Source organism: Microbacterium oxydans, from assembly GCF_006540085.1.
Classification (GTDB): Bacteria; Actinomycetota; Actinomycetes; order Actinomycetales; family Microbacteriaceae; genus Microbacterium; species Microbacterium oxydans.
The window spans coordinates 341851-366525 of record NZ_BJOG01000008.1; the positions used below are offsets into that span (position 1 = coordinate 341851).

The 24675-nt window shown below is 68.3% G+C and carries 26 protein-coding genes and 3 tRNA genes; 11 read left to right on the forward strand and 18 right to left on the reverse strand.

What is annotated here, in order from left to right; translation table 11 throughout:
- Nucleotides 1-34: 34 nt before the first annotated feature.
- The 10 genes from MOX01_RS16020 to hpt form a co-directional block, all read right to left on the reverse strand.
- Complete coding sequence (locus MOX01_RS16020; RefSeq protein WP_046746738.1) at nucleotides 35-727, reverse strand: DUF2520 domain-containing protein; 693 nt, start codon at nucleotides 725-727, stop codon at nucleotides 35-37.
- Nucleotides 717-2762 carry a PH domain-containing protein gene (locus MOX01_RS19515; protein WP_061015365.1) on the reverse strand — a complete coding sequence of 682 codons (2046 nt, stop codon included), beginning with the start codon at nucleotides 2760-2762 and terminating at the stop codon, nucleotides 717-719. The genes MOX01_RS16020 and MOX01_RS19515 overlap by 11 nt, the downstream gene beginning before the upstream one ends.
- A complete protein-coding gene (locus MOX01_RS16030; protein ID WP_046746740.1) occupies nucleotides 2759-3340 on the reverse strand; it encodes a PH domain-containing protein in 582 nt (193 codons plus the stop codon). Before MOX01_RS16030 ends, MOX01_RS19515 begins: the two co-directional genes overlap by 4 nt.
- On the reverse strand, nucleotides 3291-3773 hold the full coding sequence (locus MOX01_RS16035; protein WP_046746741.1) for a DUF3180 domain-containing protein: 483 nt from the start codon (nucleotides 3771-3773) through the stop codon (nucleotides 3291-3293). The genes MOX01_RS16030 and MOX01_RS16035 overlap by 50 nt, the downstream gene beginning before the upstream one ends.
- On the reverse strand, nucleotides 3770-4309 hold the full coding sequence (gene folK, locus MOX01_RS16040) for a 2-amino-4-hydroxy-6-hydroxymethyldihydropteridine diphosphokinase (RefSeq protein ID WP_046746742.1): 540 nt from the start codon (nucleotides 4307-4309) through the stop codon (nucleotides 3770-3772). Before folK ends, MOX01_RS16035 begins: the two co-directional genes overlap by 4 nt.
- Nucleotides 4306-4701: a dihydroneopterin aldolase gene (gene folB, locus MOX01_RS16045; RefSeq protein WP_058631535.1), complete on the reverse strand. Its 396-nt coding sequence runs from the start codon at nucleotides 4699-4701 to the stop codon at nucleotides 4306-4308. Before folB ends, folK begins: the two co-directional genes overlap by 4 nt.
- A 34-nt stretch (nucleotides 4702-4735) precedes the next feature.
- Nucleotides 4736-5545: a dihydropteroate synthase gene (gene folP, locus MOX01_RS16050; RefSeq protein ID WP_061015363.1), complete on the reverse strand. Its 810-nt coding sequence runs from the start codon at nucleotides 5543-5545 to the stop codon at nucleotides 4736-4738.
- Nucleotides 5542-6147, reverse strand: a complete 606-nt coding sequence (gene folE / locus MOX01_RS16055; RefSeq protein ID WP_061015362.1) for a GTP cyclohydrolase I — start codon at nucleotides 6145-6147, stop codon at nucleotides 5542-5544. The genes folP and folE overlap by 4 nt, the downstream gene beginning before the upstream one ends.
- Nucleotide 6148: 1 nt before the next feature.
- The gene (gene ftsH, locus MOX01_RS16060) at nucleotides 6149-8149 is read right to left on the reverse strand and encodes an ATP-dependent zinc metalloprotease FtsH (protein WP_141370512.1); all 2001 of its coding nucleotides are present in this window, start codon (nucleotides 8147-8149) and stop codon (nucleotides 6149-6151) included.
- Nucleotides 8150-8261: 112 nt separating this feature from the next.
- On the reverse strand, nucleotides 8262-8813 hold the full coding sequence (hpt, locus tag MOX01_RS16065) for a hypoxanthine phosphoribosyltransferase (protein ID WP_046746747.1): 552 nt from the start codon (nucleotides 8811-8813) through the stop codon (nucleotides 8262-8264).
- Nucleotides 8814-8944: 131 nt separating this feature from the next.
- Here hpt and MOX01_RS16070 point away from each other — a divergent pair, with 131 nt between their 5' ends.
- The gene (locus MOX01_RS16070) at nucleotides 8945-9541 is read left to right on the forward strand and encodes a DUF937 domain-containing protein (protein ID WP_141370514.1); all 597 of its coding nucleotides are present in this window, start codon (nucleotides 8945-8947) and stop codon (nucleotides 9539-9541) included.
- A 41-nt stretch (nucleotides 9542-9582) separates the two neighbouring features.
- Here MOX01_RS16070 and tilS read toward each other — a convergent pair whose 3' ends face one another.
- The gene (gene tilS, locus MOX01_RS16075) at nucleotides 9583-10575 is read right to left on the reverse strand and encodes a tRNA lysidine(34) synthetase TilS (RefSeq protein ID WP_141370516.1); all 993 of its coding nucleotides are present in this window, start codon (nucleotides 10573-10575) and stop codon (nucleotides 9583-9585) included.
- Nucleotides 10576-10658: 83 nt separating this feature from the next.
- On the opposite strand from tilS, the gene MOX01_RS16080 reads away from it, so the two are divergent.
- Entirely contained in the window at nucleotides 10659-11324 is a 666-nt protein-coding gene (locus tag MOX01_RS16080) for a TMEM175 family protein (protein WP_141370518.1), read from the forward strand.
- Between the two features lie 83 nt (nucleotides 11325-11407).
- Entirely contained in the window at nucleotides 11408-11899 is a 492-nt protein-coding gene (locus tag MOX01_RS16085) for an inorganic diphosphatase (RefSeq protein WP_017204665.1), read from the forward strand.
- A 72-nt stretch (nucleotides 11900-11971) separates the two neighbouring features.
- Here MOX01_RS16085 and MOX01_RS16090 read toward each other — a convergent pair whose 3' ends face one another.
- Nucleotides 11972-13351 (reverse strand): M23 family metallopeptidase, encoded by a 1380-nt coding sequence (locus tag MOX01_RS16090; protein ID WP_141370520.1) that lies wholly within the window; start codon nucleotides 13349-13351, stop codon nucleotides 11972-11974.
- 209 nt (nucleotides 13352-13560) lie between these two features.
- On the opposite strand from MOX01_RS16090, the gene MOX01_RS16095 reads away from it, so the two are divergent.
- The 4 genes from MOX01_RS16095 (at nucleotide 13561) to MOX01_RS16110 (ending at nucleotide 14927) form a co-directional block, all read left to right on the forward strand.
- A tRNA-Glu gene (locus MOX01_RS16095) sits at nucleotides 13561-13633 on the forward strand.
- A gap of 27 nt (nucleotides 13634-13660) precedes the next feature.
- Nucleotides 13661-13734 (forward strand) — tRNA-Asp (locus tag MOX01_RS16100).
- A 69-nt stretch (nucleotides 13735-13803) separates the two neighbouring features.
- Nucleotides 13804-13876: transfer RNA gene (locus MOX01_RS16105), tRNA-Phe, on the forward strand.
- Nucleotides 13877-13991: 115 nt separating this feature from the next.
- On the forward strand, nucleotides 13992-14927 hold the full coding sequence (locus MOX01_RS16110; protein WP_141370522.1) for an aminoglycoside phosphotransferase family protein: 936 nt from the start codon (nucleotides 13992-13994) through the stop codon (nucleotides 14925-14927).
- Nucleotides 14928-14985: 58 nt separating this feature from the next.
- Here MOX01_RS16110 and MOX01_RS16115 read toward each other — a convergent pair whose 3' ends face one another.
- Together MOX01_RS16115 and MOX01_RS16120 are read right to left on the reverse strand one after the other, a co-directional pair.
- Nucleotides 14986-15828, reverse strand: a complete 843-nt coding sequence (locus MOX01_RS16115) for a transposase (protein ID WP_141370524.1) — start codon at nucleotides 15826-15828, stop codon at nucleotides 14986-14988.
- Nucleotides 15829-15890: 62 nt separating this feature from the next.
- Nucleotides 15891-16154: a hypothetical protein gene (locus tag MOX01_RS16120; protein ID WP_218867944.1), complete on the reverse strand. Its 264-nt coding sequence runs from the start codon at nucleotides 16152-16154 to the stop codon at nucleotides 15891-15893.
- A gap of 133 nt (nucleotides 16155-16287) precedes the next feature.
- On the opposite strand from MOX01_RS16120, the gene MOX01_RS16125 reads away from it, so the two are divergent.
- The 3 genes from MOX01_RS16125 (at nucleotide 16288) to MOX01_RS16135 (ending at nucleotide 18772) form a co-directional block, all read left to right on the forward strand.
- On the forward strand, nucleotides 16288-16593 hold the full coding sequence (locus MOX01_RS16125) for a DUF7882 family protein (protein WP_046746757.1): 306 nt from the start codon (nucleotides 16288-16290) through the stop codon (nucleotides 16591-16593).
- 49 nt (nucleotides 16594-16642) lie between these two features.
- Nucleotides 16643-17167, forward strand: coding sequence for a hypothetical protein (locus tag MOX01_RS16130; protein WP_230977961.1), 525 nt, complete (start codon nucleotides 16643-16645; stop codon nucleotides 17165-17167).
- A gap of 213 nt (nucleotides 17168-17380) precedes the next feature.
- A complete protein-coding gene (locus MOX01_RS16135; RefSeq protein ID WP_046746759.1) occupies nucleotides 17381-18772 on the forward strand; it encodes a coiled-coil domain-containing protein in 1392 nt (463 codons plus the stop codon).
- A gap of 85 nt (nucleotides 18773-18857) precedes the next feature.
- Here MOX01_RS16135 and MOX01_RS16140 read toward each other — a convergent pair whose 3' ends face one another.
- From MOX01_RS16140 to MOX01_RS16155, 4 genes are all read right to left on the reverse strand, one after another.
- Nucleotides 18858-19976 (reverse strand): fatty acid desaturase family protein, encoded by a 1119-nt coding sequence (locus tag MOX01_RS16140; RefSeq protein WP_307723518.1) that lies wholly within the window; start codon nucleotides 19974-19976, stop codon nucleotides 18858-18860.
- A gap of 155 nt (nucleotides 19977-20131) precedes the next feature.
- Nucleotides 20132-20416: a hypothetical protein gene (locus tag MOX01_RS16145; RefSeq protein ID WP_127011755.1), complete on the reverse strand. Its 285-nt coding sequence runs from the start codon at nucleotides 20414-20416 to the stop codon at nucleotides 20132-20134.
- 201 nt (nucleotides 20417-20617) lie between these two features.
- Nucleotides 20618-21577 (reverse strand): intradiol ring-cleavage dioxygenase, encoded by a 960-nt coding sequence (locus tag MOX01_RS16150; protein ID WP_141370526.1) that lies wholly within the window; start codon nucleotides 21575-21577, stop codon nucleotides 20618-20620.
- 77 nt (nucleotides 21578-21654) lie between these two features.
- Nucleotides 21655-22797: a low temperature requirement protein A gene (locus MOX01_RS16155; protein ID WP_061018789.1), complete on the reverse strand. Its 1143-nt coding sequence runs from the start codon at nucleotides 22795-22797 to the stop codon at nucleotides 21655-21657.
- A gap of 351 nt (nucleotides 22798-23148) precedes the next feature.
- Here MOX01_RS16155 and MOX01_RS16160 point away from each other — a divergent pair, with 351 nt between their 5' ends.
- Nucleotides 23149-24675 carry a sugar transferase gene (locus tag MOX01_RS16160; RefSeq protein ID WP_061018776.1) on the forward strand — a complete coding sequence of 509 codons (1527 nt, stop codon included), beginning with the start codon at nucleotides 23149-23151 and terminating at the stop codon, nucleotides 24673-24675.

A 24675-nucleotide genomic window follows, 5' to 3' on the forward strand; every position in this document is an offset into this window, starting at 1 on the left:
CCGGCACCCTGCGCTGAGACGCGGCGGGAACCGCTCAGATCAACGGCGGAACGTCGGAGGCTTCGCGCAATGCTCTCTCGACGGTCGACTGCACGAGCGCCGAGAGATACCCTCCGGGGTTCTCCACACCGATCTGCCGCAGTCGCTCGGTCGACTGACCGATGATCGACCGCGAGAACTCCGTGGCCGTCGCGATGGCATCCGCATAGGCGGGACGATCCGCTTCCGCGATCACCACGGGCTCGCATCCCATCTCCACGGCGAGCGCCTGGGCGATCGGCAGCACGGCGGCCGGCGCAGTCACCGCGGCGAACCCGGCCTGGAGCTGGCGGAGGTCGATCGACGTCCCCGTGAAGGTGATCGCCGGATGCACGGCGAGAGGGATCGCGCCGCGCTCGGCCGCAGGACGCAGCACCTCGATGCCGTAGGCGGGGTCGGTGTGCAGCACGAGCTGACCGATCTGCCAGCCGCCCACCTCCGCGATGCCGGCGACCAGAGAGGGCAGTTGCTCCGAGGGGACCGCGATGATCACGAGCTCGGCTCGACGCACGACCTCCAGCGCTTCGAGCACCGGCACATCCGGGAGCACGGCGGAGGCTCGCTCGTCGTCGGAGCCGCCCGTGATGCCGATCACGGCGTGGCCTGCACCACCGAGGGCTGCGCCCACGACCGGGCCCACACGGCCGGCACCGATGATGCCGACACCGAGGCGCCCGTCACGTGCCATCGTCGCTCCGTCTCCGCCGTCGCAGCGGGGGTTCGGAGGGAGCCTCGGGCGCGGCGGGAGGCACGGCCGGAGGAACCGGGGGCGGGGTCGTGGCGTTCACCGAGGGCGAAGACGGAACCGCCGGAGGCAGGGGCGGAGCGACCGGCGCTGTCGCCTGTGGCACGACTGGAGGCGCGAGCGGCGCTACCGGAGGTGCGGGCGGAGCTGCCGGAGGTGTGGGCGGCACGAGCGGAGGCGCGGGCGGAGCCGTGTGCTCCGGAGCCGGGAAGACCGGCGCCGCCCCCGTGTACGCCGGAGGTGCGGCGACGGGCGGCGGTCCCGTGTACGCAGGAGGTGCGGGAGGTGCGGCGACCGGCTGCGGCGCCGCATGCTCGCTCCACCGGTGAGTGGTGTCGCGGGACGCGGCCTCCGCCGCTGCGGCCGTGACCTCGTCGATCAGCGCCAGCGCATCGGCACGCTCGAGACCGGACAGGTAGCCGGTGATGGGACCGGGAACGGTGTGCACCTGCGCACCGGACACACGCTGCGCGCGGTCGATCGGCCCCTGGCTCAGCGAGACGCCCTGCAGCCGTGCGAGCGGGAACACGGCGAGCTTGCGCCACACGTTCCCGCGGCGGAGCAGCAGCCCGAAGTCTGCGACCAGGTAGCCGTGACGCTTCCAGGAGAACGGACGTCGCCACCGCGCTCGGCGGGGCATGGTCCGATAGGTGTCGTCACCCTCAGGGCCGACGATGCCCTGCTCCCACAGCGAGGGGATGCTCTCGGCGGGCACGTCGGGAAGGACGAGCGCGAGCACCCGCTCGACATCGGCACGCTTGCCGACCGGCAGCACCACGTTGAACTGCTGGCCGCTGCCCGATGACTGCTGCGCCGCGCTCTTGCCGCTCATCCGGTTGATCTTGATCGTCCACCAGCCGAAGGGACGCCACAGCAGCGACTGCGACACCTCCACGGCGAAGATGCGACCGGGCGGGAGCGTCTCGGTGACGGTCGTGAGGAGACCGTACGTGATCCGCACGCCGTCCGGTGTCGGCGCGATCGAGTAGCGCAGCGATTTGGAGATCTGCGCCCAGGTGATACCGACCACGGCGACGATCATGGGAACGCCCATGCCGAGTCCCAGCCCGAGGAGGATGAACCCCCCGTCCGAGTTGCCGTCGGCCAGCATCCCGATCAGGGCGCTGCCGATCGCGATCGCGAAGATCGCACCGAAGAAGACGAACCACAGCAGTCCGGAGATGAGCTGCGATCCGACCAGCCGACCGGTCGGGATCTTCACGACGCTCTCGGGGACCACGTCGGCGAGATCGACTCCGGCGATCAGACCGTTGACTCCCGCGTTCATCGATCCGACGAGCTGCGCTCGCGCGGATGCCGGTGCGGCCGCCGCCGCTGCGGCTGCTGCCGGGTTGAGCGCGGCGTCGCGCGCCGCGCGCGCGCCGGACGCCAGACGGAGGATGTCGGCGCGCACGGATTCGGCACGCGGGGTCGCCAGATACTCCAGCTCGACGTTCGCGTCGTTGCCGGCACCGACGACCTCGAGCTTCGCGAGGCCGATGATGCGCGCGGGGAACGGACGCGTCAGGTTGACACCCTGCACGCGGTCGAGCGGCGCGCGTCGGTGCGAACGGAAGATGATGCCCTTGCGGACCTCGACGTGGTCACCGGTGATGCGGAACTGCTGGAAGCGCCAGATGAACCAGAAGATCAGGATCAGCACGATCACGAGGCCCAGCACGCTCAGCAACGCGACCAGGATCAGGTTGTTCGAGAGAACCCAGTCGACGGGATCGGCGCCGGCGTAGTCGCCGTAATGCGCCTCTTCCGGCGCGAAGAGCGCGACGGCCCAGGAGATCAGGCGGTCGCGCATGTTCGCGATGACGATGCCGCCGATGATGATGAGCGCCAGGCCGCCCTTGAAGAGCGGCGTGAGCGGGTGCATCCGGTGCCACTCGCCGTTCGCGAGGGTCGTCGGGGCCTCCCCCGCCGATGCCTGCGGGCTGTGCGTCGCGAGCGGAGGCTGCTGCTCGCTCACAGGCCGGTCCGTCGGGTCTCGGCCACATGGATGAGCGTGTCGCGCAGTGCCTCGGCCGCTTCCTGCGTGAGACCGGGGATCTGCACACCGGTCGTCGCCGCAGCCGTGACCATCTTGAGCTGGGCGATCCCGAAGGCACGGTCGAGCGGCCCCTGCGTGATGTCGACAAGCTGCATGCGGCCGTAGGGCACGGCGATCATGCGCTGCCAGAGGATCCCCTTGCGGAAGACGATGTCGTCGGCGCGCAGCATGTAGCCGATCGCCCTCGCCTGACGCGGGAGGATGATCAGGGTGACCACCGTGATCAGCAGGATCACACCGGCCGGGATCCACACCCAGTCCTGTTCCAGCACGATGTTCAGCACGATCGCGGCGGCGGCGACGATCACGAGGAAGATCACGTTCTGGACGATCTGCGAGACGACGTAGCGCGGCGAGATCTGGTGCCAGGTGCCGTCGAGTTCCAGGCGGGCCTCGTTGCGCGCCGTGCGCAGCTGCGTGTAGGTGCCACGGTCGAGGGCGTCGAGGTCAGTGCCCTCCGCCGGGTTCAGGGGCGCGGTCTCTGGGTTCTGAGTCATCAGGATCCTTCGGCAGGGTGCAGAACTGTTCGGCGACGAGAGCAGCGATCACGAGGACGATCGCACTTCCGATCAGGGCCAGCATGGCCACAGTCGACCCTACCGGCGGAACGACGGGGCGCGACAGGAGGAAGACCAGCAGCCCCGCTCCGAACCCCGCCATGATCGCGCCGAGAAGGCTGGATGCACGGGCGAGCGTCGCCGCTCTCAGCGCACGGAACGGATCGATGCGGATGCCCGAACGCACACTGCGTCGCACCGGCCAGGCGACGCCGAGAGATGCCGCGGCGATCAGCAGCAGGAGTACCGGCAGCAGGAGCGACGGCGTGAAAGTCGCGCGCCCCGAGGCCGTCAGCAGATGGTCGAGCAGGAAGCCGACGCCGCCGCCCAGCAGTGCGAGGAGGACGAGCACGCCGGCGGAGGTACGTCTCATCCCTCGCCTCCGGCACGAAGGGCGGCCGCGAGGTCGGCGACCCTCCCCCGACCGAGCAGCACCGCGTCCTGATCGACGTCGAGCCAGGGGTCGAGCACGAAGAGGCGTTCGGCGGCACGCGGGTGCGGCAGCTGCAGATGCGGTTCCTCGGAGATGACGTCGCCGTACGCGATGAGGTCGAGGTCGAGGGTGCGGTCGCCCCAGCGCTCACGGCGCTCCCGACCGTTCTCATCCTCGATGGCGTGCAGCATTCCGAGCAGGATCTCGGGGGCCAGACGCGTGGTGACCAGTGCCACCGCGTTGACGTAGCCGGGGGCGTCGGGATCGGGACCGTCGGGCCGGAGGGCGACCGTCTCGAACAGCTTCGACAACCGCACCTCGCTGACCAGCGGCAGTCGTGCGATCCGCTCGGCGGCAGCGGTGATCGTGTCATGGCGATCGCCGAGGTTCGCGCCGAGGGCGACGACGGCCGTCACCTCCGGCCGCCCGGGGCGAGGCGCCGGCATTGCGGGTGGGTTCGCGAGGTTGCGGCTCATGCGGTGGTGTCCTCCGGCGCATCAGGGGTTCGGCGGCGATGCAGGGTGACCGCCACATCGGCGAAGTCGAGGGGAATCGGGGCGTGGGGCTTGTGCACCGTCACGGTGATGTCCTGCACCCGTGGGTCGTCGAGACCGACCGCGGCGATGCGTTCGGCGAGCGTCTCGATCAGGTTCACGGGCTCCCCCGACACGACCGCGGCGACCTTCTCGGCCAGCTCGCCGTAGTGCACCGTGTCCACGACATCGTCGGAGGCAGCGGCACGCGCGAGGGAGAGCCGCAGTCGCAGGTCGATCGTGAACTCCTGGCCGTCCTGACGCTCGTGCTCGAAGACGCCGTGACGGCCGAACACCGTCAGACCGGTGAGGACGATCTCGTCGAGGGGCTCCATACGTCTAGCGTACGGGGATCGCCCCGAGACGCCCTCAGCCTTCCCAGGCGTGCGCGATCGCCAGGGCGTCGCGCGTGGATGCCACGTCGTGCACACGCACGGCCCACACTCCGGCTCTGACCGCGAGCGCACTGGTGACGGCGGTGGCGAGGTCGCGACGGGATTCGGAGACCTCCTCGTCGGGACCTGTCTCCTGACGGAGTACCTCTGCGAGGAACCGTTTGCGCGACGTGCCGATCAGCACCCGAGGGCCCAGTGCGACGATCTCGTCGAGCCCGCGCAGCATGTCCCAGTTCTGCGCTCCCGACTTCGCGAACCCGATGCCGGGATCGATGATGAGGCGAGACGGCGCGATCCCCGATGAGGCCGCCTCACCGATGCGCTCCTGCAGCTCGCCGGCGACCTCGCGCGCGACGCGGTGGTACTCGGCATTGGCATACATGTCCGAAGAGAACCCGCGCCAGTGCCCGATCGCGAAGTCGGCGCCGGATTCCGCGACGGCAGCGCGCATCTCCGGATCGGCGAGCCCCCCGGAGACGTCGTTGACGATCCTGGCCCCCGCCCGCACGGCGGCGGCTGCTGTGGCGGCGCTGAGCGTATCGACGCTGACCGGCACGCCAGCGGCAGCGAGCTGTTCGATCACCGGGATCACTCGCTGCTGCTCGACGTCGGTGCCGACCCGGTCGGCGCCGGGCCTGGTCGATTCACCACCCACATCGAGCACAGCTGCTCCCTCGGCGCGGAGCCGCAGCCCGTGGGCCACCGCGCGGTCGACGTCGAGGTAGCGACCCCCGTCGCTGAACGAGTCCGGAGTGACGTTGACGATGCCCCAGATGCCCGTCATCCGTGCGCTGCTCCGAAGCCGGCCGAGCCGATCAGAGTGATGAGCTCGGCCCGGGAGACGGGATCGTTGTACTCACCGCGCGCCGCGATGGTGAGTGTCGAGGCCTCGGTCTGGCGTCCGCCGCGCATGGTGACGCAGCCGTGCGCCGCATCGAGCACGACCAGCACACCGCGGGTGTCGAGGTGCTCCGCGATCGTGTCGGCGATCTGCTCGCCCAGCCGTTCCTGCACCTGCGGACGCGCGGCGAGGATCTCGACGACCCGCACGAGCGCTCCCAACCCGACGACCTGTTCGCCGGGGAGATAGGCGATGTGCGCGTGCCCGGCGAAGGGCAGCAGGTGGTGCTCGCAGACGGAGCGGAAGCGGATGTCGCGCAGCAGCACGGCGCCGGAGGGCAGCGTGTCGGGCGCGGGGCCTCGGGAGACACTGATGGTGCGCGCGAGCGGTTCAGCCGGGTCTTCGCCCACTCCGGAGAAGAACTCCGTGTACAGCTCGGCCATGCGCGTCGGGGTCTGCTTCAATCCCGGTCGGTCCGGGTCTTCGCCGATCGCCGCGAGAAGCTCTCGCGTGAGCCGCTCGACGCGCTCTCTGTCGACCGTCACGTCACGCCGTCGCAGGCCGCGGGTTCCCTGCTCCCGCCGAGCCCTGCTGCGTGCGCGGCACGCCGGCCGGAGCCTCGACGGATGCCGCCAGCGAGACGTCCTTCTTCGGCACCTCGATCGGAGGACGTTCCGAGACCGGACGCCCTTCGCTCGAGAGCCACAGCGGGCGCTCCGGCAGCTTCTTGATCTCGGTGAAGATCTCCGCGATCTGGTTGTGGTCGAGGGTCTCCTCCTCGAGCAGGGCCAGGGCGAGCTTGTCGAGGATGTCGCGGTTCTCGCTGATGACCTCGTAGGCCTCGTTGTGCGCCTGCTCGATGAGCGCGCGCACCTCGGCGTCGACGCGCTCGGCGACCTTCTCGGAGTATTCGCGGCCACGGCCCATGTCGCGTGCGACGAACATGTCGCCGCCCTCGGTGCCGAGCTTGACCGGACCGACCTGCGTCGTCATGCCGTACTCGATGACCATCTTGCGAGCGATCGAGGTCGCCTTCTCGATGTCGTTCGAGGCACCGGTGGTGGGGTCGTGGAAGACGATCTCCTCCGCGACGCGGCCGCCCATGGCGTAGGTGAGCTGGTCCTGCAGTTCGTTGCGGGTGACCGAGTACTTGTCGTCGAGCGGCAGCACCATCGTGTAGCCGAGCGCCTTGCCACGAGGCAGGATCGTGATCTTGGTCACCGGGTCGGTGTAGTTCATCGCCGCCGCCGCGAGCGCGTGTCCGCCTTCGTGGTACGCCGTGATGAGCTTCTCCTTGTCCTTCATCACGCGGGTGCGGCGCTGCGGGCCGGCGATCACACGGTCGATGGCCTCGTCGAGGGCGCGGTTGTCGATGAGCTGCGCGTTCGAACGGGCTGTGAGCAACGCGGCCTCGTTCAGCACGTTCGCCAGGTCGGCACCGGTGAAGCCGGGGGTCTTGCGGGCGACGACCTCGAGATCGACGTTCTTCGACAGCGGCTTGCCCTTGCTGTGCACCTCGAGGATCTTCTGGCGACCCTTGAGGTCGGGGGCGTCGACGCCGATCTGACGGTCGAAGCGGCCGGGGCGCAGCAGTGCGGGGTCGAGGATGTCCGGACGGTTGGTGGCCGCGATCACGATGACGTTCGCGTTCGGGTCGAAGCCGTCCATCTCGACGAGCATCTGGTTCAGCGTCTGCTCGCGCTCGTCGTTTCCGCCGCCCATGCCGGCGCCGCGGTGACGACCGACGGCGTCGATCTCGTCGATGAAGATGATGGCCGGAGCGTTCTCCTTGGCCTGGCTGAAGAGATCGCGCACACGAGAGGCACCGACGCCGACGAACATCTCGACGAAGTCGGAACCGGAGATCGAGTAGAACGGGGCGCCGGCCTCACCGGCGACGGCGCGGGCGAGGAGGGTCTTTCCGGTTCCGGGAGGGCCGTACAGCAGCACGCCCTTCGGGATGCGGGCGCCGATCGCCTGGAACTTCGCGGGGTCCTGCAGGAACTCCTTGATCTCGTGGAGCTCCTCGATGGCCTCGTCGGCACCGGCCACATCGGCGAAGGTGACGGTCGGGGTCTCCTTGCTGACGAGCTTGGCCTTGGACTTGCCGAACTGCATGACCTTGCCGCCGCCGCCCTGCATGGAGGACAGGAGCCACCAGAACAGCAGACCGAGCAGCACGAGGGGAAGAAGAAGGGAGAGGAAGCCGTCGAACCAGGTCGCACGCGGGACGGCGTCGTTGAAGCCGTCCTTCGGCGCTGCATCGTTGACGGCCTTGACGACCTCGTCGGCGCGCGCATCGACGTAGTAGAACTGGACGTTCTCGGAGCCCTGGAACGGCTTGGAGAGCGTCATGTCGACGCGCTGATCGCCATCGGTGTTCACGACCTCGGTGACCGTGGTGCCGGAGAGGAGCTTCAGCCCCTCCTGCGTCGTGATCTGCTTGGGCGCACCCAGATTCGAGATCAGCAGGAAACCGCCGAACAGGAGCACGCCGATCAGCGCGACGTAGATCAGCGGATTCCGGGTGAGCTTCTTCACATCCATGATCGGATCAGCGTATCGCGCGCGCCCTAGGGGGTCGCTGTGCGTTCACCCACGGCGTAGCGTTCGACGGCGAGGTCGGAGTCGCCGCGTCACCGCGGCCGGGTCTGCGACCTCAGGAATAGACGTGCGGGGCGAGCACGGCGACGTCGCGCAGGTTGCGGTAGCGCTCTGCGTAGTCGAGGCCGTAACCGACGACGAACTCCACCGGGATGTCGAAGCCGACGTACTTGCAGTCGATCTCGACCTTCGCCGCCTCGGGCTTGCGCAGGAGCGCCAGCACCTCGATCGACTCCGCGCCGCGCGATCCGAAGTTCTCCAGCAGCCAGCTCAGCGTGAGGCCGGAATCGATGATGTCCTCGACGATGAGCACGTGCTTGCCGTTGAGGTCCGTGTCGAGGTCTTTCCGGATCTGCACCACGCCGCTCGACTTCGTGCTGGCACCGTAGCTCGACACGGCCATCCAGTCCATCGGAGCGTGGAACGGCAGCGCCCGCGCGAAGTCGGCCATCACCATGACCGCGCCCTTCAGCACGCCGACGAGGAGAAGGTCCTTGCCCGCGTAGTCCTCGGCGACCTGCGCTGCGAGCTCGTCGAGCTTGGCGTGGATCTCCTCCTCGGTGACGAGGATCTGTGCAAGGTCGTCCTGGATCTCCGCGGCGCGCATGGATCGATTTTAGGCGACGCGATCGGATGCTCGGTCCCAGGTCTGTTCATCGGGACGGCATCTGCCCCTCGTCGGGCATCCGCACTACTGTGAGCGGTGATGCGGGCGGACGCCCCGAGGAAGGATTCACCATGGCTCTTGACGACATCCTCAACCAGGTGCCGATCGACGACATCGCCGAGAAGCTGGGCGTCTCGCGGGACGAAGCCAAGGTCGCGGTCGAGCAGGGCGGTGCGGTGCTGCTCGGCGGCCTCGCCAAGAACGCCGAGACGGATGAGGGCTCCGCGGCGATCCGGAACGCGCTGAAGAAGCATGAGGGCGCTTCCGGCGCGTCGAAGGTCGACGACATCGATCAGGCCGACGGCGGCAAGATCGTCTCCCACATCCTCGGTTCGAAGGAGAAAGAGGTGACGAAGGAGCTCACGGAGTCGAAGGCGACCCCCGGCATCGACTTCGGCAAGCTCCTTCCGATCCTCGCCCCGATCGTGATGGGCCTGATCGCGAACGCGACCAAGGACAAGTCGACGAAGGCCGACGCGGGCGCGGAGGGCTCCGGCGGTATCGGCGATGTGATCGGCGGATTGCTGGGCGGCGGCAACAGCGGCGGCTCGTCCGGCGGCATCGGCGATGTCATCGGCGGACTCCTCGGCGGCGGCAACAGCAGCGGTTCCGGCGGCGGCATCGACCTCGGCGGGATTCTCGGCGGCCTGTTCGGCGGCAAGAAGTAAGACCACATGCACGCATCCGGTCGCGCAACGGTGGTCCCCGCTCAGCGACCGGATGCGGCGAAGACGATGCGCCCCCCGTGGCGCATGGCCGAGCACTCCGGCAGGTCGATCGGCCCCTGCCCATTCCAGTCGGTGACCAGCCGCGCGACCTCGATCGTCTGCGACCTGGTCAGGCTCACCCCGAACTCGCTGTCGACGACGAGCCGGATGATCCGGTTGCGCAGTGCGGCGGGATTCGCGGCAAGCGCCGCCACGCTGACGGAGATCCCGGCTTCCGCGTGCTCGACGATGTCCTCGATCGTCTCGTGGATCATCTCGTCGAACGCCTCGGCGTCCTCCCGGAGCTGCTCCGCCGTGCGGGCGAGGGCCTCGGCGATGCCGGGACCGAGCTCGTCTTCGAGAACCGGGAGCACGCGCTCGCGCACTCGGACCCTGGCGTAGCGGTCGTCGCGGTTGTGCGGATCGTCCCACGGCGTGAGGTCGGAGGCGACGCAGAAGGCGCGCGTCGTCTCGCGGCGCACGCCCAGGAGCGGACGCACCCATCGCACATCGTCCTCATCCTCACGGACCGGAGCCATCCCCTGCAGGCTGGCCGCCCCGGAGCCACGAGCCAGGCCGAGCAGAACGGTCTCCGCCTGGTCGTCGAGCGTGTGCCCGAGAAGCACGGCGGCAGCTCCGACGTCGGCAGCCGCGTCTCGCAGCACCCGGTATCGCGCCTCTCGGGCGGCGGCCTCAGGACCGCCCTCCCCTGCGACGTCCACGCGCACGATCAACGGGTCGAGGCCGAGGTCGGCGGCTGCACGAGCCGCCGCGGATGCGACGTCTGCCGAGTCGTGCTGCAGGCCGTGATCGACGGTCAGGGACGCGACACGAAGTCCGAGCTTGGGCGCTTCGAACGCGACGGCCGCGGCGAGCGCGAGCGAATCCGCACCCCCGGACAGGGCGACGATGACGGCCGCTCCCTCGGGAAGGTCGGCGAGCGCGGTGCGCACGGCGAGGCGGATCTCGGCGATGGCGGGAGCGAGTGACGGCACGCCTCCACGCTAGGGCACCGCAGGGAACGGCGCGCCCTGTCCCGGTCGCCGGCGACGGCCGCGGGCGGGGCTATCCTGACGCCGTGACCGATGAGACGAGCACACGACCGTTCCGCACCGAGAGGTTCAAGGCCTTCGTCGATGCCGTCGTCGCGATCGCCATGACACTGCTCATCCTCCCGCTGATGGAGTCCGTCTCCGAAGCGGCTTCCGGTCAGCTGACCACCGCCGAGTTCCTGAACGAGCACGCGGGTCAGCTGCTCAGCTTCGGGTTGAGCTTCCTCCTCATCGCGACGTTCTGGATGGGCCACCATCGCCAGTACCGCGACGTGGAGTGGATCACCGTCCCCCTCCTGTGGATCAACGTCGCGTGGATGGCGACGATCGTCTGGCTGCCCGTTCCCACGGCGATGATCGGGCAGATGGACACCGATGCCCTCCAGGCGGTGGTCTACATCGGCACGCTGATCATGACGCAGGTGACGACTCTCGCCGGCTGGCTCTATCTCGCACGCCACCGCGAACTCACCACGGCGTCGACCGAGACGATCCGGCTGGGGGCGATCGGAGACCTCGCGGCGATCATCCTGTTCGCCGCAGCCCTGGCCATCGCCGTCCTCGCTGCGCCGAACGGGTACGCCGGGCTCTTCCTGCTGCTGCTCAGCGACCCGACGAGCCGGCTGTTGAATCGGCTGCTGCGCAGGCGCGGAACCGAAGAGCCTCGGCCGGAGACCGACGCCGGATCCTGAGCATTCACTGCCCATGGGGGTGCGAGCGCCGCAGGTAGGCTAGTCGGCGGTATCCAACCGAACTTTTCCTGAGGAGCACACGCATGGGCGCACACGACGCCGTCATCGAGATCCCGCGCGGCAGCCGCGTGAAGTACGAGGTCGACCACGAGACCGGGCGAGTGCACCTCGACCGCGTGCTCTACACGACCTTCGGCTACCCGGCCGACTACGGCTACTTCGACAACACGCTCGGCGAGGACGGCGACCCGCTCGACGTGCTCGTGCTGCTCGACCACGCCATCTACCCGGGCGTCGTCGTGGAGGTCCGCCCCGTCGCCGTGCTCAAGATGAGCGACGAGGCCGGCGGAGACGACAAGCTCGTCGCCGTGCTCTCCAAGGACCCGCGCTGGGCCCACATCCAGGACATCGACGACATCGCCGAGTACACGAAGAAGGAGATCGCGCACTTCTTCGAGCACTACAAGGACCTCGAGCCCAACAAGTGGGTCAAGGTCGATGAGTGGGGGAACGCCGCCGAGGCGCAGCGCATCCTCGACGAGGCGATCGTCCGTTTCGGCGAGCAGGGCCACTGACCCTCACGCACGCAGAAGACCCCCGGTTCCGCTCAGCGGCCGGGGGTCTTCTTCATGTCAGGAGGGAGCGGCTCAGGCCGACACTCCGCGATCGCCGAGGAACGCGACGGGATTCACGGGGCGACCGCCGACGTAGACCTCGAAGTGGAGGTGGCAGCCGAACGAGCGGCCGGTGTTGCCCGCGTACGCGATGACCTGGCCGGAGTTCACGCGCTGACCCGAACGGACGAGGATGCCGCCGTCGCGGATGTGGGCGTAGCCCGTGCCGATGCCGCCGCCGTGCTGGATGCGGATGTAGTTGCCGTAACCGGAGTTGGGGCCCGCATAGTCGACGGTCCCGGAGTTCGCGGCGTAGATCGGAGAGCCACAGCCGTTGGCGAAGTCGGTTCCGTAGTGGAAGGACGAGGAGCAGCCCTGGGAGCCGCACTGCACGGAGCGAGGGCCGTAGCCCGAGCTCTTCCCGCCGCCGTGCGGACGGCACCAGCCGCCGGAGCCCTGGCTTCCGCCACCGCCTCCGCCGCCACCACCGCCACCGCCGGCAGCGGCGGCCGCAGCTGCGGCAGCACGCTCGGCGGCTTCGCGTTCGCGACGGGCCTTCGCCTCGGCTTCGACACCGGCCTGGTAGCCGGCCACCGTCTGAGTCGTCACGTCCTTGAGGGCCGCGAGCTGAGCCTGCATGGTGGCGAGGTTCGCGGACTGCTCGTCCAGGGCGGCCTGAGCGGCTTCCGCCGCCTGCTGCGCGACGACCATCTTCTCTTCGGCGACCTTCTGCAGCCGGTCGCGCTCGTTGCGGGCGACGACGGCCTGGTCGCTGAGCGACTGCGCGGAGTTGCGAGCGGCGACAGCCTTGTCGTAGACCGACTGGTTGTACTCGAGCAGCTTGTCCATCGTGCCGAGGCGCGCGAGCAGCTCATCGGCGTTGTTCGCCGACCCGGCGAAGAACAGCTCCATCGACGTGTCGTCGCCGCCGTTGCGGTAGAGCTGCGCAGCCACCTGTCCCGCCTTGCGGGCGGAGCTGTCGGCGACCGCAGCCTGCTCGTCGGCCTTCGCCTGCAGGGTGTCGGCTTCGGTCGCTGCGGCGAAGTACGCCTGCTGCGCGTCGTAGAACTCCTGGGATGCGACCTTCGCCGCGGCCTGCGTCTCGGCGACCTTCTGCGTGAGGGACTGGATCAGCCCTTCGATACGCGAGACCTCGGCAGCCTTGGCCGCCTCGTTGTTCTTCGCTCGCTGCACGTCATCCCAGCTCGGGTACGTGGCGGCATACGCGGCGCTCACACCGTTGGTGATGCCGAAGGCGCTGAGCGCCACGACGCCGAGCGCGCCGATGCCGAGGGCTCCTCGACGACTGATGCCTGTCGCACCGAAGGCGCGGCGTTCTGTGGGAGTGGGCGCGCAGCCGCAGTCCTCGGACGCTGCTGCGACCGCAGCATCCAGCGTGATCTTGTCGTTCACACGGCCCCTTCCGCCGGTTTCACAGTTGCCACAGTAACAACAACTTTCACATCCGCACCAGGGGCACGGCCGCTCCTCCGCCTTCCACCGACCCGTCGATCGTGCCCCGGAAACACGCCCGGGTTGCGGCGCCGCGCCCTCGATTCGCGATTTGCCTGAAACATCCCTTATGCTTGAGCGTCGGCAAGGAAGTCCCCCGGGACTGACTCGGCCCCATCGTTTAGCGGCCTAGGACGCCGCCCTTTCACGGCGGTAGCACGGGTTCGAATCCCGTTGGGGTCACACCTTCCGATATAATTAAACAAGTATGGCCCTGTAGCGCAGTTGGTTAGCGTGCCGCCCTGTCACGGCGGAGGTCGCGGGTTCAAGTCCCGTCAGGGTCGCTCCGTGCGATGAGCTCTTTCTTCGGAGAGGGCTCTTCGTCTAGGACGCGACAGGTTCGCCGGTCGCGCGGCTCTGTAGCTCAGTTGGTAGAGCGTTCGACTGAAAATCGAAAGGTCACCGGATCGATGCCGGTCGGAGCCACACGAGTGATCGTTACAATCACTCCAGAAACCCTCGCCTAGCTTCTACATGGCGGGGGTTTTGCTTTGCCCGCGGCGAGACCTTTCCACCGACGCCCTGTGATCAACTGTTGCGTATGCGTTCAGAGCAGTCGTCCGTCATCCCGGTCGAAGCCCTCCGAGGCTTCCGGCCCGGGGACGACGCGACCTGGGAATGGGTGTCCCACGTACCGGGCATCGCGCTGGACCTGCTGCAGCGGTGGGAGCTCCGCCCTGAAGGCACGGTCCGATCGGGAGAGGCCGGGGTCTTCATTCCGGTGCGCCGTGCCGATGGAACACCCGCGGCGTTGAAGCTGCAGGTCCCCCGCGCCGAGACCACGGCTGCGATCATCGGCCTCACCCGTTGGCAGGGAGCCGGCATCGTCCGCCTGCTGGACAGTGATGCCGACCGCGGAGGGATGCTGCTCGAACGCCTCCATGGGGACCGCCCTCTGGAGACCGTCGAAGACGACGATGCTGCCGTTCGCGTGGTCGGTGGCCTCCTCGCACGCCTGCACGCTGTGGCCGCCCCGGACGGGCTCCCCCAGCTCGCGACGGTCACCGCCGAGATGATCGACGATGCTCCTGCGGCAGCGCGCGTGCTCGACGACGACGACCGGTCGCGGCTGGACCGATGGGTCGACACGGTGTCGGCGGTGGCCGATGACACCGGCGACCGCCTCCTGCACTGGGACCTGCACTACGGCAACGTGCTCGCGGCTGATCGCGAACCCTGGCTGGCGATCGACCCGGAACCGCTCGTCGGCGATCCCGGATTCGACCTCTGGCCCGCGCTCGACAGCGGATGGAGCGACGACCCCACCCGCACCGATGCAACCCGGCTCGTGCGGCGACGCTTCGACATCCTCACCGAGATGCTCGAGCTCGACCGCCACCGCGCGGCTGTCTGGACCCGTGCCCGCCTGCTGCAGAACACCCTGTGGGACATCGAAGACGGTCAGCCCGCCATCAGCGCGGCAGCGAAGCTGGTCGACGATGCGCTCCTCGCCGCCCACAGCTCCGAGATGCGGTGAACGCACCGAAACGGGTTCGCGTCGAGCGCTCTTCGCGAGGTGGAAGGCCCCGTCGTCGTCACAGCGATTCCGCAGCCTCCCGCGCTTGCTCCAGATCGTGCGCCGCCACTTCCGTGCGCTGAGCCGCAGCAGCTCGTTCCGCCTCCGCGCGCGACACCTCGGCCTCGGCGCGCTCGGCATCGGCGCGGGCGCGGGCGAGCTCGGCCTCGAGTTCGGCGGTCCTGTCCGAGAGTTCAGAGATGTGCGCTCGCACCCTCTGCAGCGCCGCATCCCTCCGTGCGAGCTCTCGCTCCGCGACCGTGTGCTCCTTCTCCGCCGCCGCGATCGCCCGCTCGGCGTCCCGGCGCGCCCGTCGCGCCTGCAGTTCATCCGTCGGAGGTCGCGGCGTCGGCTCGCGGTCGGGCACGTCGCCCGCCACCGCCTCACGGATCTCGCTCGCCGTGGCCGAGGGATCGAGAGCCCGCAGCAGTCGGCCGGAGGCGACGGCTGCGGCCGCCGCCGGATCGAAGAACGCCGCCGAGATGGTCTGCTCGACCGCCTCGAGCGTCGACGGCGTCACGCGCTCCCCGCGCGCTGCGGCCAGCTCTCCTGCGGCCTGGGCGAGCCGCCGGGTGAGGGCACGGCGTTCCCGTCCCAGCTTCGCCAGCGCCGGCGCGTCCAGGTCGTCCTGGGCTTCGCGAAGCTCTCGCGCGAGCTCCAGCGCCTCCCCGAGCTGCGCCGCCCGCTCGCGCGCGAACACGTTCACCACCCAGGCCGCGATCGACGGCTTCCTGAGAGCGAGGATCCGGGAGGCGAGCTCCGGATCAGCCTCCCCCGCCCGGGCCTTGCGCGACGCCACGAACGATTCCGGGGCGTCGGAGTACAGCACGGCTGCGATCTCCTCGAATGTGGGACCGACCATGTCGCCACCCTACGCCGATACCGGTCGCCCGCCCGGGCTCCGCCCTGTGACCCCGCCCGCGATCACAACAAGTCGTACTCCCCGCCGTACGGCACCGCACTGTCGCCGGTGTCCCGCGCGTCGAATTCCACCGTCTCGACCGAGATCACGACGTGTGTGACCGAGGAGATCAACACGCTGACCGAGCGATTGCCCACCACCGAGAATTCGACGAACCCGCCTCCGGTCTGGATCGCCTCCTCTATCCGACCTCTCAGCTCGACGGCATCCTCCCCCTGCGCCAGGAAGAACTCTGATTCATTGAGCGCAATCCGCGTGCGCGCCATCGTCTGCACCTTGTCCTCCGCTCGTTGTCATTCCGTTGTCGTCATCCTGAGACGGTAACGAGTACATCCGGGCTCGCAGAGGGGGTTGCGCATGAGCCGCAGAAGAGGCAGTGCGCCGGTGTACCGTGATCACATGGGCAGACTCCGCTACGACGGGACCTCGGATCCGATCCTCATCGAAGACGCGACTCTGGCGCACCTCAAGATCGTCATCTCGACCAAGCTCCGCCGCCAGGAGAGCTTCATGATGACCTGGCTCCCGGTCAACGGCGGGGTCGACAAGCGCGCCACCGTGTGGATCCATCCGGCGATCCCGCTGCAGTTCGGGTACGACGCCGCCGAGCCTCCGGCGATCGATCCGCGACTGATCGCCGACATGATGCAGGCGCTCAACGCGTCGGGCGAACTCGTGCTCGATCATCTGATCTCCCCCGCCTGACCCCGAGTACCTCCGCAGGACCCGCCGCGGATCCGGCTACGCTGTGCCCGTGGATGCCGCCCCCTATCTCCTGCTCGGTCTGCCGATCCTCGCGCTGATCATCGGCGGCCCGATCCTCAGGAGTCGTATGGGTCGCCGTGCCTCTGCAACCGGAGCCAAGGCAGGAAAGAAGTTCGCGGACGAGAAGCTCGAGACGGCGCTCGGCGAACTCGGCACCACTCTGGTGATCCACGCACCAGAGCCGCGCGCGAGAGAGATCATCGCCTCCGCGATGGCGGGGAAGGAACGGGAGTACGTGATCCGCAGCGACGGCGGTTACGGCATCCGCTTCGTCGAACCCGATGACACGCTCGTCCGACTCGGTCCCGTCACCGAGGGCACCCGGATGCAGATCGAGACCTTCCGCGACTACTTCGGTTTTCCCCAGACCGTTCAGTTCTGGACGGAGCTGCGTGCACGCGTCGCCGCCGCGGCGGAGGCCCACGAGGTCACGGTCGCAGAGGGCAAGCCCATCCGCTACGTCCGCGGCGAGACGATCGACGACCGGAACGCCCGCTGGGTGCAGGCCCCCTGACCTGGGTCACGCGCCTTCAGCCGATGCAGGCGAAACACGGACGCACAACAAACCGCAGACGCAACTAGGCTGGAGGGCGCGCCCCGCCCGCCGGGCCTCCGCCGGGTCACGGTGGTGGCGTGCGCCCTGACGACCTCCTCCGGTCCACACGGTCCCGACTGACGGGACGGAGCCGCCGCTCCCGGTGTGGCCACGCCAGAAAGGCAAATACCCATGAGCGAATCCCCCGGAACCGCAGACCGTGACGGCGAGCGCTCGCCGGACTTCTTCGACCAGCTGATCGAGACCTCGCCCCGCGACCAGCAGGGCGCGTTCACCATCGGCTTCCGCGGATACGACAAGGGCGAGGTCGACGCCGCGCTCTCCGCGCTTCGCAACCAGCTCAAGCAGGCCGCCGCAGACGTGGCCGAGGCTCAGGCGCGCGAAGAAGAAGCCGTCGAAGCGGTGCGGGAAGAGGAGCGCAAGGCTCGCGAGGCGCTCGAGAGCGAGCTCACGGCCGCGAACGCCAAGGCCTCCGACGCCGAGCAGCAGGTCGCCACACTCACCTCCGAGCTCGTCGACGCCCCGCAGCCCGACGGCGAGGAGGCCCCGTCGCGCCAGCAGTTCGAAGCGATCCTCCGTGTCGCGGAAGAGCAGGCGAACGTCCTCATCCAGAACGCCGCGGTGCAGGCCGATCGCCTGATGACCTCCGCTCGCGAGGAGGTGGCCGCGCAGCGCGCCGAGGCCGAGGCCGACGCGGAGCGCATCACCGACCAGGCGCAGCGCGACGCCGATCAGGTGCGCCTGAAGATGGACACCGAGTACACGGCTCACGAGGCGCGCATCGAGCGCGAGGCCGCGCACGCCGCGGAGAAGGTGAACCAGGCCGCTCAGGAGGCCACGGCGATCCGCACCGAGGCCGAGAAGGGCGCGGCAGCACTGCGCTCCCTCGTCACCCGTGAGACGACCCAGCTGCGCGCCGATGCCGAGCGCGATGTGCGCGACATGAACGCCCGCGTGCTCGAGTTCGAGGAGACCCTCACCCGCCGTCAGGACGACGCGCAGCAGGAGTTCCTGGTGCTGCACAACCAGGCGGTGGCGCACGCGGAGCGGATCACCAACGACGCCAACGAGCAGGTCACGGCCTCGCTCGAGCACGCCCAGCGCATCTCTGCACGCGCCGAGGACTACGAGCGCCTGACCCGCTCGCAGGCGCAGGCGATCGAGGCCGAGGCTCAGGTCCGCGCACGTGAGACCCTGGAGCGCGCACGCGCCAAGGCCCAGAAGATCGTCGATTCGGTCACCGGCCACACCACTGCCGTGCTGCACGACGCGGAGGACCGCACCCGCCAGCTGCGGTGGCAGCAGCAGCAGCTGTCGAGCTTCATGGCGGAGGTGCGCGAACTCATCCGCCCCGACGGCATCTTCTCCGACGAGTCGCTGCCGACGGAGATCACCGGAGCGGACGCGCCTGCCGCCCCGGCTCCCGAAGCTGCGGTCGCCGACGAGGCGCCGGAGGAGACCTTCCTCGGCGACGAGGTGCTCGAGGACGAACTTGACGATGACCGTCCGCTCGAGAAGATCACGATCGACGTGGTGGAGACCAAGAAGAAGTCCTCAAAGTAACGCACGAACGACAGAGGCGCGAGCAGGGATTCCTGCTCGCGCCTCTGTCGTTCCCGGACTGATCAGGCCCGGTGATGTCTGGGGGCTACCCCCGGCCGAACTGCGCCACTGCCGGGCAGTCGAAGGGATCGGCTCCGGCGGAGAGACCGACCCGGTTCAGGTACTCGATGACGATCATGTAGGACCGACCGAGGCTGGTCTCCGTGTAGGGCACGTCGTTCGCCGCGCAGTAGTCGCGAACGATCTCCCGCGCCTTCGCGAGGTGCGGTCGCGGCATGCTCGGGAAGAGGTGGTGCTCCACCTGGTAGTTGAGGCCGCCCATGAGCCAGGTCGTCCACCATCCACCGCTGATGTTGCGGGAGGTGCGCACCTGCTTGGTGAAGAAGTCGAGACGGGCGCCGGGCTCGATGATCGGCATCCCCTTGTGGTTAGGCGCGAACGCGGCCCCCATGTAGACGCCGAAGACCGCGAACTGCACCCCCATGAAGGCGAAAGCCATACCGAGGGGGAGCATCATGAACACGGGCACCAGGATGAGGGCGAACCGAAGCGCAATGATGCTCAGCTCGGTCCAACGTCCCTTGACGTTCTTCGTCGTCATGAGGTACTTCAGGCCGAGGAAGTGGAGGTTCAGCCCCTCGAGGGTGAGGAGCGGGAAGAAGAGCCAGCCCTGCTTGCGGGTGATCAGCTTGATCAGGCCCTTGGACTTGGCGGCATCCTCCTCGAGGAACGAGATCGTGTCGACTTCGATATCGGGGTCCTTGCCGACCTGGTTCGGGTTCCCGTGGTGCTTGGTGTGCTTCGAGTCCCACCACGAGTAGCTCATGCCGATGCTGGCGATCACGATGCGGGCGAGCTTGAAGTTCGCCGGCCCGGTGGAGAGGATCTGGCGGTGCGCGGCCTCATGCCCGAGGAACGCGATCTGCGTCAGGACGATGCCGAGCCCTGCGGCGATGAGCAGCTGGAACCAGCTGTCGCCGAGCAGGATGAAGCCGGTGATGAGACCGCCGAGCGCGACAGCGATGCCGGTGGCCACGAAGATGTAGAACCACTGGGTCCGCTGCAGCAGCCCGGTCTCCTTGACCACCTGCGAAACCTGCTTGTACGCCTTCGCCATGGGAGGGAAGTCTGCGTTGCCGGAATACGTCTGACGAATCGGACCCAGCGTTGCCGCGGTCGGTTCGATCTGTGTGAGGGAGATGATCTTCTCCTGACGATCGGAGCCCTTGAGCTGTGAAAGCCCAAGGCAGCTGCCCAACGCTTACCTCACAGTAGCCCTAGCTCTATACGCGTCAGGGAATACATCGGAACCTCTCGCCGACCCTTCAGCCGAGCCCGGCTGCGGATGTCCGAGGGGGCTCAGGCCCGCGCGCGTCGGGTCCGGCGTCGCCACGCTCGCGGAAGGATCGAGGGGAAGTCGGGGGTCGACCGAGAGGGTCGGTTCGCGTCTTCGAGGGCGCGGAAGGCGGCATCGAGCGAATCGAAGACTCCGAGTTCGGTGCCGTGATTGTCGCGCACGAGGTGCGCGCTGCCGTCGAACTCGACGAAGCCGGCGAACTCGCCGCCGCGCGTCGCGACGTGCACATCGACGTCGGCCTGTTTCCAGGTCAACGGGTCGGAAGGGGGAAGTGTGGTGCTGCTCATGGTCATACTCATTGCTGTGTGGCGGACACGCGTGGCGCTCCGCAAGATGTGAGACCGAGGGCGGATTCCGCACGCATCGATGTGCGCGGTCCGTGATGGCCCTGATCAGTGGCGACGTGGCGGCCGAGAGGGGCGATGCACACACGTTGCTCGACAAGCATAGCAGATCTCCCCTCTCGACCTCAGGAGCCCCGATGCGGCTCAGCTCGACGGCCGGCCGCCGCCTGGCCCGCCCTGACTTCCGCCCGCGGCGGGAGCTGTCTCGGTATCGATGCCGACCACGAGCGTCGCCTTATACCCGCCCTGCACGCCGCCCGTGACCGTGGCCAGTTGCAGCGCTCCGGAATCGTCGCCGAAGACGTTGTCGCTCGCCAGCGTGATCTGCGACAGATTCCTCGCGGATCCGTCGTAGGCCGACTCGGCGTAGACGTCCGCGCATGCCGCTTCCGGAAGTGCCAGCTGCGAGGTAGCGATGGCCGCCGTCGAGTCGGTGATCGAGCCGACATCCGGATACACCTCGAAGTGGATGTGCGGCCAGCGGCCCGAGTAGCACCCGGGGAACACAGAGGTGAACGAGACCCTGCCGTCGGCGTCCGCCACCTGCACACCCCTCAGGTAGGTGACGTCCTCCAGCCCCGAGGAGTACATCGAGTACTCTCCCTGGGCGGTGCAGTGCCACGCGTAGACGGCGACACCGGCGAAAGGCAGGCCTCCGTTCGCCAGATCGATGACCCGCAGCTCGAAGGTGAGGGGCACTCCCTCCGCCGTCGCTCCGCCGTCGATCGAGGACCGGATGTCCTGACGCACGATGCCGGCGTCCTCGAGCACATCGGGCCCGTTCGACCCGTCCCCCGGATACGGCCCCGCCGTCTCGTCGGGGATCTCATCGACGCTCACGGACTCGCCATCCGATGTCGTCGTCGTGCTCGGCGTCGGCGTCGGTGTCGACGTCGCAGCTCCGCCCGAGTCGGACGGCGTGCAGGCCGCGAGGACCACGGCTCCGATACCGAGACCCGCGAGGCCGAGCACACCGCGTCGACTCAGCAGGGTGCGGATGTCGAAGGCCGCCCCCTGGTCGACGACCTCCTCGTCGACACGATCGAGCAGCCTCCCCTCGTACGCCGGACCATCGGGGGTCTGGGTGGGTTCCGGAATGCTCATGAAGCTCTCCTCCTCGACGGGCTGTTGGTGATGACCACCAGCGTCGCGGAGCTTCCGATCAGGCGCTCCTGCGCCCGCTATGCCTTTTCTATGTGCGGGGAATCGACCGGCGGACGCAGCACCAGCACCACCACGACTCCGACGAGGATGAGGGCGGTGAGCGTCACCGGAACCGGCAGCACGGGGTCGAGCAGCACCAGCACCGCCGCGACCGGGACGACCGTGTTCACGACACGATCCGCGTTCTCACGGATGGCGATCCACCAGATGCCCACCAGGAAGATCGCGATCGGGATGGTGACCGTGAACGATGCGGCGATGTTCGACAGATGGCTCTTCCCGGTCAGGACGTCGAGCTCCACCTCGATGCCCGCCGAGAAGGCGGCCGCCGCCGCGAAGACGAAGTAGTGCGTGTATCCGTAGCGCAGCGACCGCGCGAAGCTCGAGATGGCACGGTGATGCGGCGGCCAGAAATAGATCCACCAGAGAGACGCCGTCACGACGAGCGTCAACACCGAGATCGCGATCAGCGGCCCGAGACTCTCGACCTTGTCGAGCGCATCGATGATCGCGTTCGCCGAGGCCAGCAGGCTCTCGCCGAGCACGATGAGCGTGAAGAGTCCGTAGCGCTCGGTGATGTGATGCGGATGCCACGGATTCTGCTTGCGGAACTCGGCGAACACCGGGACGCTGATCTCGATCAGGGCGAACAGCACGAACGCGGCGATCTGCAGGGGGCCGGTGGGTATGAGGAGGAACAGGATCCACAGCACCTGGACGGCAGCGATGCCGAACGCGTACCGTCGCGTCACCGACCGCAGCTGACCGGCCGACCGCGACGCCCGCAGCCACTGCGCCACCATCGCCACGCGCATCACGACGTACCCGAGCACCGGAACGGTGAAGTCCCCCTCGTTGAACGCTCGGGGGATGCCGGCGGCGAAGACGAGGACGCCGCCCATCTGCACGAAGGTCGTGACGCGGTAGAGCCAGTCGTCCGTGTCGAACGATGTGGCGAACCAGGTGAAGTTCATCCAGGCCCACCAGATCGCGAAGAACAGCATCGCATAGGACGTGATGCCGTGCAGGAACTCTCCTTCGCTGAGGGCGTGGTGCAGCTGAGCGGAGGCGATGCTCACCGCCACCACGAAGACGAGGTCGAAGAAGAGCTCGAGCGGACTCGCGGTGCGATGCGGCTGCGCCGGGTCGCGCGGCAGCATGGTTCGCAGCTGGAAGCGTGGATTGTCGATGTTCGCGGTCACCGCGACAGGATAGCCCGCCGGCGGCCGCCTCCCGCAGCCGCCGTTCATCCAATCAACAGAATTACCTTCCGGTGCAGCCGGTGTTCCGCTACACTGAGTCGAGTCTGCAGTGCCTGCTGTCAGCGATCACCGTGTGGGACGGTGAGAACGCACTCCGTGATGTGGGAATCATGGGGAGTTTCAGCAGGACCCGAGGGGTCGGGACGCAGACGAAAGCCGTGAACGTGGGGTTCATGGTCTGGGGAAACTGGGGAAACACATGTCGCACTGGGGATTTCTGCGTACATTCACGGCTCATGGGGCCTCGGCATGACTTCCGTCGAGGATGCCCTGAGCATCGCTCGTACGGGCTTCGTGCCGGTCGCGGCTCCGCGAGCCACGAAGTCGGTGACGCGCACGGTGGTCACGCCGCGCGCTTCGGCGACTCTGGAACGGCGCCGTCAGTGGGAACGTCGCTATCGGATGCAGCTGCGGATCACGGATGCGGCCGTCATCCTTTTCGCACTCGGTCTGACAGCAGCGATCCAGCTGGCGAACGGCGTCTCCGGGCCTGAGGTCCTCCGCGACGGCATTCCGCTCGCCGCGCTGTGGTACCTCCTGCTGAGCGCGCTGCACACGCGGGACGCCGCGTTGTTCCGCGCCAGCGCCACCGAGTACCGCGGCGTCGTGCACGCCACGGGACTCGCGTTCGGGATCATCGCCATCGTGGCGGTGCTGCTCGCCTGGAAGACGATGCAACTGACGCTGCTGCTGGGGCTGCCCGTCGGTGTGCTGACTCTCCTGGTGACCAGGTGGCTGTGGCGTCACTGGCTGCAGAAGCAGCGATCCCAGGGGAGGTTCGCCTCCCGCACCCTCGTCGTCGGCAATAGGGACGACGTGGAGTATGTGGTCCGGACGCTGCACCCGATCGGCGCCTCCGGCTACCAGGTGGTCGGCGCGACGCTGCTCGACGGCAACGCTCGCGACATCGTGATCGACGACACGCGGTTCCCGGTCCTGGGGAACGTGAACTCCGTGTCGTCGGTCGCGGCCGAGGTCGGTGCCGACACGATCATCGTGGCGAGCCGCCCCGAGGGCGAGCCCGAGTTCGTGAAGCAGCTCAGCTGGCAGCTGGAAGGGACCGCCGCCGAGCTCGTGCTCTCGAGTCGCCTCACCGACGTCGCGGGTCCGCGGATCTCCTTCGCGCCGGTGGAGGGACTGCCGCTGATCCAGGTGCAGATCCCCACCTATGAAGGTGGCCAGCACCTGCTCAAGCGCGCCCTCGACATCGCCGTGGCCACGGTCGCGCTGATTCCCATCGCGCTGCTGGCTCCCGTGCTCGCGCTGCTGATCAAGCTGGACTCCCCCGGTCCGGTCTTCTTCTTCCAGGAGCGGGTCGGCCGCGACGGTCGACGGTTCAAGATGGTCAAGTTCCGGTCGATGAAGACGGACGCCGAGCAGCAGCTCGCCCTGCTCAAGGAGCAGAACCAGGGCGCCGGACTCCTGTTCAAGATGAAGGACGACCCCCGCGTCACCCGGGTCGGCCGAGTGCTGCGCAAGCTCTCCCTCGACGAGCTGCCGCAGTTCTGGAACGTCCTCATCGGCGACATGAGCGTGGTGGGGCCTCGGCCGCCGCTGCCCAGCGAGGTCACCGCCTACGACGGCACCGTCTTCCGTCGCCTGTACATCAAGCCGGGGATCACGGGGCTGTGGCAGGTCTCCGGTCGGAGCGACCTCTCCTGGGACGAGAGTGTCCGGCTCGACCTGCGCTACGTCGAGAACTGGTCCGTGATGAACGACCTGCAGATCATGTGGCGCACCGCCAAGGTCATGGTGCAGCCCAGCGGGGCATACTGA

Coding starts and splice junctions, on each gene's coding strand:
- MOX01_RS16020 (WP_046746738.1), bottom strand. CDS start 727: ATGGCACGTGACGGGCGCCTCGGTGTCGGCATCATCGGTGCCGGCCGT.
- MOX01_RS16030 (WP_046746740.1), bottom strand. CDS start 3,340: ATGACTCAGAACCCAGAGACCGCGCCCCTGAACCCGGCGGAGGGCACT.
- MOX01_RS16035 (WP_046746741.1), bottom strand. CDS start 3,773: ATGAGACGTACCTCCGCCGGCGTGCTCGTCCTCCTCGCACTGCTGGGC.
- folK (WP_046746742.1), bottom strand. CDS start 4,309: ATGAGCCGCAACCTCGCGAACCCACCCGCAATGCCGGCGCCTCGCCCC.
- folB (WP_058631535.1), bottom strand. CDS start 4,701: ATGGAGCCCCTCGACGAGATCGTCCTCACCGGTCTGACGGTGTTCGGC.
- folP (WP_061015363.1), bottom strand. CDS start 5,545: ATGACGGGCATCTGGGGCATCGTCAACGTCACTCCGGACTCGTTCAGC.
- ftsH (WP_141370512.1), bottom strand. CDS start 8,149: ATGGATGTGAAGAAGCTCACCCGGAATCCGCTGATCTACGTCGCGCTG.
- hpt (WP_046746747.1), bottom strand. CDS start 8,813: ATGCGCGCCGCGGAGATCCAGGACGACCTTGCACAGATCCTCGTCACC.
- MOX01_RS16070 (WP_141370514.1), top strand. CDS start 8,945: ATGGCTCTTGACGACATCCTCAACCAGGTGCCGATCGACGACATCGCC.
- MOX01_RS16085 (WP_017204665.1), top strand. CDS start 11,408: ATGGGCGCACACGACGCCGTCATCGAGATCCCGCGCGGCAGCCGCGTG.
- MOX01_RS16110 (WP_141370522.1), top strand. CDS start 13,992: ATGCGTTCAGAGCAGTCGTCCGTCATCCCGGTCGAAGCCCTCCGAGGC.
- MOX01_RS16115 (WP_141370524.1), bottom strand. CDS start 15,828: ATGGTCGGTCCCACATTCGAGGAGATCGCAGCCGTGCTGTACTCCGAC.
- MOX01_RS16120 (WP_218867944.1), bottom strand. CDS start 16,154: ATGGCGCGCACGCGGATTGCGCTCAATGAATCAGAGTTCTTCCTGGCG.
- MOX01_RS16125 (WP_046746757.1), top strand. CDS start 16,288: ATGGGCAGACTCCGCTACGACGGGACCTCGGATCCGATCCTCATCGAA.
- MOX01_RS16135 (WP_046746759.1), top strand. CDS start 17,381: ATGAGCGAATCCCCCGGAACCGCAGACCGTGACGGCGAGCGCTCGCCG.
- MOX01_RS16145 (WP_127011755.1), bottom strand. CDS start 20,416: ATGAGCAGCACCACACTTCCCCCTTCCGACCCGTTGACCTGGAAACAG.
- MOX01_RS16150 (WP_141370526.1), bottom strand. CDS start 21,577: ATGAGCATTCCGGAACCCACCCAGACCCCCGATGGTCCGGCGTACGAG.
- MOX01_RS16155 (WP_061018789.1), bottom strand. CDS start 22,797: ATGCTGCCGCGCGACCCGGCGCAGCCGCATCGCACCGCGAGTCCGCTC.
- MOX01_RS16160 (WP_061018776.1), top strand. CDS start 23,149: ATGACTTCCGTCGAGGATGCCCTGAGCATCGCTCGTACGGGCTTCGTG.